Annotated in this window: 8 protein-coding genes; 6 read left to right on the top strand and 2 right to left on the bottom strand. The window is 69.7% G+C overall.

All coding sequences use genetic code 11. The features are described from left to right. Positions 1-187 precede the first annotated feature (187 nt). Positions 188-712, bottom strand: coding sequence for an HD domain-containing protein (locus tag BCD48_RS21145; protein ID WP_071050141.1), 525 nt, complete (start codon positions 710-712; stop codon positions 188-190). 411 nt (positions 713-1,123) lie between these two features. Between BCD48_RS21145 and murA the strand changes: the two genes are divergently transcribed. From murA to BCD48_RS21125, 4 genes are all read left to right on the top strand, one after another. Next, positions 1,124-2,398, top strand: coding sequence for a UDP-N-acetylglucosamine 1-carboxyvinyltransferase (gene murA, locus BCD48_RS21140; RefSeq protein WP_071050137.1), 1,275 nt, complete (start codon positions 1,124-1,126; stop codon positions 2,396-2,398). A 538-nt stretch (positions 2,399-2,936) separates the two neighbouring features. Beyond that, positions 2,937-3,641: a hypothetical protein gene (locus tag BCD48_RS21135; protein WP_131804072.1), complete on the top strand. Its 705-nt coding sequence runs from the start codon at positions 2,937-2,939 to the stop codon at positions 3,639-3,641. A 303-nt stretch (positions 3,642-3,944) separates the two neighbouring features. Beyond that, positions 3,945-5,978: a protein meaA gene (locus BCD48_RS21130; RefSeq protein WP_071050140.1), complete on the top strand. Its 2,034-nt coding sequence runs from the start codon at positions 3,945-3,947 to the stop codon at positions 5,976-5,978. A 96-nt stretch (positions 5,979-6,074) separates the two neighbouring features. Then, positions 6,075-7,832 (top strand): ATP-binding protein, encoded by a 1,758-nt coding sequence (locus BCD48_RS21125; RefSeq protein WP_083418981.1) that lies wholly within the window; start codon positions 6,075-6,077, stop codon positions 7,830-7,832. 268 nt (positions 7,833-8,100) lie between these two features. On the opposite strand, the gene BCD48_RS21120 is transcribed toward BCD48_RS21125, so the two are convergent. Then, a complete protein-coding gene (locus BCD48_RS21120; RefSeq protein WP_083418980.1) occupies positions 8,101-9,393 on the bottom strand; it encodes an ABC transporter substrate-binding protein in 1,293 nt (430 codons plus the stop codon). A gap of 181 nt (positions 9,394-9,574) precedes the next feature. Between BCD48_RS21120 and BCD48_RS21115 the strand changes: the two genes are divergently transcribed. Then, positions 9,575-9,865 carry a hypothetical protein gene (locus tag BCD48_RS21115; protein ID WP_131804071.1) on the top strand — a complete coding sequence of 97 codons (291 nt, stop codon included), beginning with the start codon at positions 9,575-9,577 and terminating at the stop codon, positions 9,863-9,865. Positions 9,866-9,918: 53 nt separating this feature from the next. Beyond that, positions 9,919-10,491 carry a cob(I)yrinic acid a,c-diamide adenosyltransferase gene (locus BCD48_RS21110; RefSeq protein WP_071050134.1) on the top strand — a complete coding sequence of 191 codons (573 nt, stop codon included), beginning with the start codon at positions 9,919-9,921 and terminating at the stop codon, positions 10,489-10,491. Positions 10,492-10,561 lie beyond the last annotated feature (70 nt).

The raw sequence follows: 10,561 nt of genomic DNA, 5'->3' as shown, positions 1-10,561 counted from the left end.
TCGGATGTCCAGCCAGAGCTGGTGACGGCGCATTGGCGCAATACCAACCCAGCCACCTCGTCAGCCCGGTCCCAGCTCCACCACCGCCATCTGCCAGGGCCCGGAACCACGTGGGGAGGGCGCCCAGCGCCCGACACGGGGCGAGCGCATCCAGCGCCTCGCCCCGACGGCCAGAGGGCGTCCGTCGCTACTCGGCGGGCCGAGGCTCGCCGTCCACTGAGGCGGCGGGCTCCTCGTCGACTGAGGACACCGAGGCGGCCGCGGCCACCACCAGGTCGTCGAGCAGCGCCTTACGCCCGGCGTAGCGGGTGGCGAGCTGGTCGGCCTGCTCTGCCGGCAGGCGACCCAATCGGACCGGGTCGCTGTTGTCCGCCATGTCGGCACGCTTCACCACGACCGCGAGCGGGTTCGCCGCGACCCTGGCCAGGTATGCCTTGGTGGCCTCGCCCGGGCGCTTCGTCAGGGCGTCCACGGCGGCGACGACCCGCGGCGGATATCCGAGGGTCTCGAGCTCCTCGAGCGTCACAGGCGTGTCCTCGACGACGTCGTGCAACAGCGCCGCGAACTGTGCGTGTACCGGATCCACCCCGGCGGCCGAAGCGGTGCGTTCCACCGTGGCCTGGACCCGCAGCGGATGACCGATGTACTCCTCGCCGGCTTTGTCCAGCTGCCCGGTGTGCATCTCGGTCGCGAACGCGGCGGTCTCCTCCATCGTCGGTGTAGCGGGCGAATCCACGTTGATGTCCTTCTGGTCGGTCAGGCGAGACCTACCGCCCCGCCTGACGGTCTCGTCGACGTCCGGACTCCGGATGCTCTGCCCATCGAAGGTCGGAGGAGCAGCGCCGGATTCGGGACACTCCATGCGCTCCATGTTCTCCAAGGTAGCCATGACGGCGACTCGTCCGCCGGCCCAGCCAGCCGCCTCCAGATCGCGTCCGCCTGGTCAGCCCGGGCTCATGGACCCTTATCCTGTGACCCACAGGCACGCATGAGGGCCTCGCGGGCAGGGAAGGTGCGGGGAATGCCGGAGGCGACGCGGGATGAACCCCTATCGGGTGATGGACAGCCGATGCTCTCCCGTAGGGCAGGAAGACCATGCGGACAGGCCCTAGCATCGCCTTCCGTGGAGCGCTTCGTCGTAACTGGTGGATCAAGGCTTGCTGGCCAGGTCCTTGTTCCTGGGGCGAAGAACTCCGTCCTGAAGCTGATGGCCGCGAGCCTGCTCGCGCCTGGCACGACGACGCTGTCGGCGGTGCCGGACATCCTCGACGTCGGCGTCATGGCCGACGTGCTGACCGCGCTCGGGGCGACGGTCCGCCGGGACCTGGCCGCCGGGTCGATGGCCATCGACACCCCAGCGATGCCGGGAGCGGCGGCCGACCCCGCGCTGGTGCGCCGGATCCGCGCCTCGGTCGCCATCCTCGGCCCGCTGGTCGGCCGACGCGGTGAGGCACGGGTGGCGCTGCCCGGTGGGGACGCGATCGGTTCCCGGGCGCTCGACATGCATGTCAACGGGCTGCGCCGCCTCGGCGCGGTGGTGGACATCGAGGACGGCGCCCTCGTCGCCCGCTCGTCCGGCCGGCTGCAGGGCGCGGCGATCTGGCTGGACTTCCCGAGCGTGGGCGCCACGGAGAACCTGCTGATGGCTGGCGCCGTCGCCAAGGGAACGACTGTCATCGACAACGCCGCCCGCGAGCCGGAGATCGCCGACCTTTGCGAGTTCCTCACCGAGATGGGCGCGCGTATCGAGGGGATCGGCGGGTCGACGCTGGTCATCGAAGGCGTGGACGAGCTGCACCCGGTGGCGCACGAGACCGTCCCAGATCGGATCGTCGCCGGAACCTATGCCATCGGCGCGGTGATGACCCGCGGGGACGTAATGATCCGCAACGGGCGCGCCGAGCACCTCGGGATCGTGCTGGAGAAGCTGACGGCCGCCGGGGCGAGCGTCGAGACCAGCGCCGACGGATTCCGGGTAAGCATCCAGGACCAGCCGCGCTCGATCGACGTCGTCACGCTGCCCTACCCCGGCTTCCCGACGGACCTGCTTCCCCAGATCATCGCGCTGGAAGCGGTCAGTCAGGGCATCTCTCTGATCACCGAGAACGTCTTCGACAGCCGGTTCGTGTTCTGCCGGGAGCTGCTGCGCCTGGGCGCCCAGCTACGCACCGACGGCCACCACGTGGTCGTCCGCCCGGCCTCCAGGCTGGTCGGCGCGCCCGTCGTCGCCTCCGACGTGCGGGCCGGGGCGGGCCTGGTGCTCGCGGGGCTGGTCGCCGAGGGCATGACCGAGGTGCATGAGGTTCACCACATCGACCGTGGCTACGCCGGCTTCGTGGAGAACCTGCGGGCCCTCGGCGCGGACATCCTCCGTGATCAGGTCACCGCGGCGGCCTGAGGCCGTCCCGCGGCCGGACGCTTCGCGCCCGCCGCCGGGCGCGGCCTGTCGGGCGCTGAGCGCCCTCCCCACGTGGTTCCGGGCCCTGGCATATGACGGTGGTCGGACCTGTCCCAGGCTGACGAGGTCGCCGGGTTGGCGCTGCGCTGAGGCGCCGTCGCCATCTGTGGTTGGGTAGCGCGCGTTGCTTGTCGGAACATCTCGTGCCCGGGCGCGGGGTGACGCCGAAACTCATGGATTCGGGTCTGCCCCGGCTGGCGGGCGAACGGCATACTGCTGTACTCGACACGTAGCTTGGCTACGTATGGGAGCAGCCGTCCGGTGGGCGTTGACTGTCCCTGGCGCCCGCGGACCTCGACTGCCCCCGAGGGGAGTTTGACCGCGGCTCCGGAGTGCCGCCCACCCCTGAGGCGCCGGTAGGCCGGTGCCTGTGCGATCCTGCCTTTCGATTGCACAGGCCTGAGGCCTACGTCCCCGGGGCACTACGGGGGAAGGTGTGGAGGCTGAACGGAGGCATGTGCTGGAGATGGACGTACCGATGCCGGCGGGCTCTGGTGAGCGGGGCCGCACAGCAGGCGCGCCCTTGGTGACCTGGGTCGAGCAACGGCGCCCATTCGTAATCGCCGGTGCCTTCGTCCTGGCGGTCGTGCTCGGCATCGTCATCGGCCTGGCCACCGCCTCGTCCTCCCCCTCGGACGACCCGGGAGGCAACGTCGACGTCACCGCTCCCGAACGCCGTCCTCCACTGCCGGCGATCTCCTGGGATGGCAGTCGCGAGCCCGGGAAAGGCATGAACCTGCAGCTTGGCCAGGACTTGTCCCCCATCGTGCGGACGGCTTTGACCTGGGCAGCCGCCGATTACGCACTCGCCAAGGCCGGGAAGCCGACGTGGTCGAAGGTCTACCTCGATGCGGGCTCTCCGACCCCAGGCACCGCGAACGCGCAGACGGCCACCAGCCGCGCGACGCTGACGGACCAGTCCATCACCATCCCGCAAGGTCTGCTCTACGGTGCGGTCCAGGGCGCTGATGCCGCCCATGACCAGTTCTGGGCCGTCGGCAACGCCGACACCACTGGTTCCACCATCCCGACCGACGTCCCGGTGGACAACCTGTACGTCTGGGAGCGGATCGGCAGCGGCCCGTGGACGGTGGTGGCGAGCGGCGCGAACGCCTGCGCCAAGATCTCTCCGGGCATGACCGCGATCTGGGGTACCCACCCCGCACCCTGCGGCGCCTCCTGACGCGCCCCCGACACGCACCCACCGAGGCCCCGCCCGCGTCGCCAGCCAGATCCGGTTGCCTGCCGCTGCCCGCGATCTGAGCGCCTGGCACGCCGCTGCATCGCGGCTCGCCAGGCGCGCGGCGCGCGGCTCGCGGGCAACACGATGGCGATTTCCGATCTCGCCGCCCGCCGGGTATGTGTGACAGTTCGCATGGCGGGCGCGCGGCAGGGTGACGCCGGTACGCTTTCGCTGTTGGCCACGATCTGGGAGGTGGCGCTTCGCCGCCGCGCGGCCTCCCCAACGGCGAGGGGATGGCTGGCGATGGTTGACCAGGCCGGTCAGGGCACGGACAGCTCGGTTGGCCGCCCGGAGCGGGATCGGCCGTGGATCGTCCGGACATACGCGGGCCATTCCAGCCCGGCGGAAAGCAACGCGCTCTACCGACGGAACCTCGCCAAGGGCCAGACAGGGCTGTCGGTCGCCTTTGACCTGCCGACGCAGACCGGCTACGACCCTGACCACCCGCTCGCCCGCGGCGAGGTCGGCAAGGTCGGCGTGCCCGTCGCGCACGTGGGCGACATGCGAGCGCTGTTCGAGGGCATCCCGCTCGACCGGATGAACACCTCGATGACGATCAACGCCACCGCCATGTGGCTGCTGGCCCTCTACCAGGTCGTCGCGGAGGAGCAGGGCGCCGACCCGGCCGCGCTCGGCGGCACCACCCAGAACGACATCATCAAGGAGTACCTGTCCCGCGGGACCTACGTCTTCCCGCCGGGGCCGTCGCTTCGGCTGATCACCGACCTCATCGCCTACACGGTGACCGAGATCCCGAAGTGGAACCCGATCAACGTCTGCAGCTACCACCTGCAGGAGGCCGGTGCCACGCCGGTGCAGGAGCTGGCCTACTCGATCTGCACGGTGATCGCGGTACTGGACGCGGTGGTCGCCTCGGGCCAGGTGCCACAGGAGCGGATGGGCGACGTCTGCGCCCGGATCTCCTTCTTCGTCAACGCCGGGGTGCGTTTCGTCGAGGAGATGTGCAAGATGCGCGCCTTCGGGGCGCTCTGGGATGACCTGCTGCGTACTCGCTACGGCGTCGAGAACCCCAAGCACCGCCGGTTCCGCTACGGCGTGCAGGTCAACTCGCTGGGCCTGACCGAGGCGCAGCCGGAGAACAACGTCATCCGGATCGTTCTCGAGGCACTCGGCGTCACGCTGTCGAAGGACGCGCGCTGCCGGGCTTTGCAGCTCCCGGCCTGGAACGAGGCGCTCGGCCTGCCCCGGCCCTGGGACCAGCAGTGGTCGCTGCGCATCCAGCAGATCCTGGCCTACGAGACGGACCTGCTGGAGTACGAGGACATCTTCGAGGGCTCTGTCGTGATCGAGAAGCGAGTCGCCGAGCTGGTCGAGGCGGCACGGGCCGAGATCGACCGCGTGCAGGCGATGGGCGGCGCGGTCGCCGCCGTCGAGTCCGGCTACATGAAGTCCCAGCTCGTCTCGTCGCAGGCGGCCCGACGCGGCCGGATCGAGAGCGGCGAGGACGTCGTCGTCGGCGTCAACCGGTTCACCGAGACCGAGCCGAACCCGTTGCTCGCCGACCTGGACGCCGCCATCCAGACCGTCGACCCGGCGGTCGAGGCGGCGGCGAAGGAGGCACTGGCCTCCTGGCGGGCGAAGCGCGACCCGGCCGCTGTCGACGAGGCACTGCTCACGCTGCGCGAGGCGGCCAAGTCCGACACCAACATGGTCCCGGCGACACTTGCCTGCGCCCGCGCCGGTGTCACCACCGGCGAGTGGTCCGAGGTGCTGCGCGAGGTCTTCGGCGAGTACCGCGCGCCCACCGGGGTGTCCGGCGTGGCGGTCGGCGCGTCGGCCAGCACAGCCGCCGGCGACGAGCTCGCCGCCGTCCGGGAGCGGGTCGCCGCGACCGGCCGGGAGCTGGGCCGCCGGGTCAAGGTCCTCATCGGCAAGCCCGGCCTGGACGGGCACTCCAACGGCGCCGAACAGATAGCGGTGCGCGCCCGCGACGCCGGTTTCGAGGTCGTCTACCAGGGTATCCGCCTCACGCCCGAGCAGATCGTCGCCGCCGCCGTCCAGGAGGACGTCCACCTCGTCGGCCTGTCGATCCTGTCCGGCTCCCACCTCGAGCTGGTGCCCCAGGTCCTCGACGGCCTGCGCGCCGCCGGCCTCGGCGACCTCCCGGTCGTCGTCGGCGGCATCATCCCCGACCGCGACGCCGAGACCCTGCGCTCGGCCGGCGTCGCCGCCGTCTACACCCCCAAGGACTACGGCATGACCGCGATCATGTCCGGCTTCGTCGACATCATCCGCGCCGCGAACGGCCTGGCCTGACACCCACGCGCGCAACGACCACTCACGCTCGCCCCGCCTGCCAATCGGCGCAGTTTTATATCACCCTGTCTTGACAGGGTGATATAAAACTAGTCCATGGCAGCCAGCCGCCAGAGCCTCACTCGCGAGATCGACCGAGCGCTCCAGGAGGTGCTCGGCGGGCGCAGGGCGTCCGAGCTGGAGTCGCTGACTCTGGACTTCAAGGAGCTCAAGCGCCCCGCGGCCAATGACCGCGACCCGCTCAAGGCCGCGGCCACAGACCTGGCCGAAGCTGTCGCCTGCCTGTCGAACAGCCGAGGTGGCACGGTCATCGTCGGCATTTCGGACGCCAGCTCCGGACAGGCAGCCGTAGTCGGCGTTCCGGACAATCTCGATGCCGACGAACTGCGGCGACGGATCTGGCAGCTGACCTCACCGCCACTCGTTGTCCATCTCGAGGACCGGCAGGTCAGCGGCCATCGCATCCTGTTGCTAGCTGTAGAGCCCGGGTTCGACCTTGTCCGCGTGGGCGGCAAACTCCGGGAACGAATCGGCACCTCCTGTGAGCCGCTGACAGCCGCGCGAGAAGCCGCCATGCGGGAGGACCGACGGGGCTACGACTGGTCCGCCGAGCGAACGCACCTGCGTGTGGAGGACGCCTCCGCCCGTGCCGAAGAGGAGGCGCGGCGCCTTCTCGTCGAGGCAGGTGACGCGCAGAGCCGCCGACGGGCCGAGTTGAGCACCGCGGATCTGCTTCGTGAATGCGGGGTGCTGCTGGACGACGGGCACCTGACACGAGCGGGCGCATTGCTGTTCTGCGCAGCCACGGGGTTGGCCGCCGAACCGTCCCTGCACTACCTGCGGCGGCGCACGCCGGCCGGTTCCCTCGCTCGTCCGCCGTCTGTCCACGACACTCGGTTGATCGTCGCGGTCGTCGACGTACTGCGTGGCATCGACGCGATCAACGAAACTACGTCCGTGACGCTGCCGACTGGCGTCCAACAGCAGTTGGAGACGATCCCCGGTCCAGCCGTTCGGGAAGCGGTCGTGAACGCGGTCGCGCACCGCGACTACCGTCACCCGGAACCGATCGTGCTCGAGCACAGCCCGAGCCGCCTCGTCGTCACCTCGCCGGGCGACCTGGTGTTCGGGGTGACCGAGGAAAACATCCTCACGCACGTGTCGAAGCCGAGGAACCGCTGCCTGATCGACGCGCTACGGGTCCTTCGCCTCGCGGAGCGAGCCGGTACCGGAGTCGACGTCATGGTCCGCGCGATGGTGCGCGCCGGCCACACCCCTCCGGTGTTTCACAGCGGCGGAGGCAGCGTCCGGGTCGTGCTCGACGGCGGCGCGCCGGCCGCCCGACTCTCCGTCATGATCGCCAGCCTGCCGTCCGAGATCCAGGACGACACAGACGCCATCCTGGTCATCCACTACCTGCGCTCCCACCCGACCGTCGATGCCCCGACGATCGCTCCGGTCCTGCAGAAGAGCGTCGAGGAGGCCAGCGAGGCGCTCCGGCGGCTGTCCGACGACGCCTACGACCTCCTCGAGCCAGCACGCGAGACCCGCCGTTACCGGCTACCGACCTACCGGTTCCGCGAACGGGTCCGCGCCGAGCTCGGCACCCTGCTCCCGTACCACCGCAACTCCTCGGACGAATCCGAACGACGAATAGTCGCCCACCTGCATGAGTACGGGACCATCTCCAACCAGACCGTCCAGAACCTCCTGCTCGTGGGCAGCCAACGCGCCAGCGTCATCCTGCGCTCCCTCGCGGAGCGAGGCGTCATCGAGCGAACCGCCGACTCCCCAACCCGCGGCCCAAGCGTCCGCTACCAACCCGGTCCAGCCTTTCCCACCAAGAAGCGCTGACGGCCGCCCGGCCCTGTCCGCCGCATCAGGCTGGACCGCCGCGACGGTGTTCCAGCTCGGCCCGAACCTCGTCGAGCGTGGGCGTCTCGCCAACGGCGATGTCCTCCCGAGCTACCCCCGGTATCACGTGATGCTCGCGCGCGTTCGCACCCTGTGTGGCGACTTCCACACCATCGAAAGGACGCACAGAGCCGTCCCTGGGACAGTCCGGTTCGTCCGCCACACCGTGGTGTGGCGGACGAACCTACACGGTTTGCCGAGCTACCGGTCAGGGCTGCCGGTTCAGGTTGGCCATCTGCTCCGGGGTGATGACGTCTCCGCAGGTGGCCGTGGAACTGCTCGGCTGGAACTTCGACCCGTCCGGGCTGATCTTGATGGTGTAGTAGCAGGTGGAGGTCTGGCGGAAGTTCGCCGACAGGTCGTTGCTGGCGTCGGGGGTCAGGCCGGCGCCGTCGTAGTCCCTGACGGCGCGTAAGTCGGAGATGAAGGACTCCCGGGTGGGGCATTTTCCGGCGGCTTGCAGGCCGCGGATGAACAGGTCGGCGGAGATCCAGCCGTCCACCGCGATGTCCTGGGTCGGCGGTTGGATCTCCGGGGCGTAGTTGTTCATCGCCTGCTCGAACTTCTGCTGCGCCGGAGTGTTGAGCTCGAAGGGCTGGGTGGTGGTGGAGATGGACACGCCGGCGAGTGCGCGGCCGTACTGGGCGAGGATGCCGTTGTCGTAGCCCAGCGGCATCAGCGCGACTTTGAGGCTGCCGCCCAGGGCCACGCCGATCCTGGCGAGTTCCGGCAGCAGCTTGGCGGCACCGGCCGGTATCAGCACGCCCGCGAGGGCGTCGATGTTGTTTGCCTTGATCTGCTGGGCGACGCTCTGGTAGTTCGTGATCTCGCTGGTGTAGATCGTCTTGACGACCGTAACGTTGCTTGCCTTCAGGCTCGCCATGACCTGCTGCGTGTAGTCCCCGCTCGTGGCGATCCCGTCGATCGCGAAGAGGGCCGCGCGGGTGCCGCCCTGGTCGTGGACGTACTTGCCCAAGGTCGTGCTGGAGCCCTTCCCGAGGTAGAACCACGAGAACATGTTGTTCATCCCCAGCCAGACCGGCTCGCTGGCGATACCGACGACCGGGACGTTGCGCTCCTCCAGGAGCTTGGCCGAGTCCGCGCCGGCGCCGCCGGGCGCGCGAATGAGTCCGAAGATCTTCTCCTGGTCGAGGAGCTCCTGGGTCACGGACAGGCTGAGCGCCGTGTCGCCTCCGTTGTCCCGCCAGGCGTAGGTGACCTTGCGGCCGTAGACGCCGCCGTCCTCCTCGTTGGCGACGTGGAAGCGGGCGTCCACGCCGGCCCGGAAGGCACGCATGGTGTCGGCTCCTGGGCCGGTGTCGCTCCAGACCATGCCGGCCTTGACCTCGGTGGGCGTGATGCCGGGCGCCGTCGCCGAGCACGCCCCGCCCGCCCCGCTCGCGCCTCCGCTGCCGCAGGCGACCAGGGAGGCGGCCAGGCCGCCGGCACCAATCGTGAGCGCGACCGCTCTCAGTAATCGCTCGCTGGCTAGCAATAACACTTGTGACCCCTTCGGTGTCATGGCGGCGGTGCGCGCCCGAATGGGCAAGCGTCCACCGTGCGGGAGAGAGTCGCACGTCAACACGGCCGCGGTCTCGCGCTGGGGATGGCGAATCCGGCACCTTGGTGCGTCGACTCTGGCGTGGCCGGCGCTTCCCACGACGGCCGCGAACATCGCCTCCGTGCAGTCAGCCCGTGCCGCCGCCGGCCTGATGACACTCATCGAACAACTGGCCGCCCTGGGCGCCGTCCACGGGTTGGCTGGGAACGAGTTCCTCACCGCGGCCATCGCGATCGTCCGGCTGACGGACGGTCACGCCGACACCAACGACCTGCTGGAATGGATTATCACGGGAAGCGCCGCCGGCCTGCTCCAAACGCTCAGATCCGCCGAGTCCGCCGACCCGGACTGCACCCGGTTCCCACGCTTCGGCGCGCACGACGACGCGACTCTCGTCTGGGCTCAGGTGTGATCTCGGGTGATCGAGTTAGGCGCCCGTACGCGCCTCGACCATAGGGTCACTCCATGGCTGTCCATCTGACGCGCATTTACACGAGGACTGGTGACGACGGGACGACCGCGTTGGGGGATATGTCGCGGACGGTGAAGACGGATCCGCGCCTGGGGGCGTACGCGGATACCGACGAGACGAACGCGGCGATCGGCGTGGCGCTGGCACTCGGGGGGGTGTCGGACGAGGTGCGCGAGGTGCTCCAGCAGATCCAGAACGACCTGTTCGACGTCGGCGCCGATCTGTCGACACCGGTCGTGCCGGGCCCCAAGTACCCACCGCTTCGGGTGACACAGGCGTACGTCGACCGGCTGGAGGCTGCCTGCGACCGGTTCAACGAGGATCTGCCGAACCTCGACTCGTTCATCCTGCCGGGCGGCACAGCGGGGGCCGCGCTGCTGCACGTGGCCCGGACGGTCTCGCGGCGCGCGGAGCGCAGCGTCTGGACGCTCCTCGCGGTCGACGGGGAGCGGACGAACCCGCTGACGGCCCGTTACCTCAACCGCCTCTCCGACCTGCTGTTCATCCTGAGCCGCGTCGCCAACCCCGGCGGCGACGTCAAGTGGCGCCCAGGCGGCAACGCCTGACCGGAGCTGTGAGCGGATCGCGCCACACAGCGCACGCTCTCGTTGACAAGTCGGGGAACAACAGCGGCGG

The sequence above is a fragment of the Pseudofrankia coriaricola genome (assembly GCF_001854805.1).
Lineage (GTDB): Bacteria > Actinomycetota > Actinomycetes > Frankiales > Frankiaceae > Pseudofrankia.
Note: the sequence above shows the minus strand (reverse complement) of the source record. Positions and strands in the feature narration are given on the sequence as shown.

What these genes read in the sequence shown, in the direction of transcription:
- BCD48_RS21145 (WP_071050141.1), bottom strand. Translation starts at nt 712, where the DNA reads ATGGAGGAGACCGCCGCGTTCGCGACCGAGATGCACACCGGGCAGCTG.
- BCD48_RS21135 (WP_131804072.1), top strand. Translation starts at nt 2,937, where the DNA reads ATGCCGGCGGGCTCTGGTGAGCGGGGCCGCACAGCAGGCGCGCCCTTG.
- BCD48_RS21130 (WP_071050140.1), top strand. Translation starts at nt 3,945, where the DNA reads ATGGTTGACCAGGCCGGTCAGGGCACGGACAGCTCGGTTGGCCGCCCG.
- BCD48_RS21125 (WP_083418981.1), top strand. Translation starts at nt 6,075, where the DNA reads ATGGCAGCCAGCCGCCAGAGCCTCACTCGCGAGATCGACCGAGCGCTC.
- BCD48_RS21110 (WP_071050134.1), top strand. Translation starts at nt 9,919, where the DNA reads ATGGCTGTCCATCTGACGCGCATTTACACGAGGACTGGTGACGACGGG.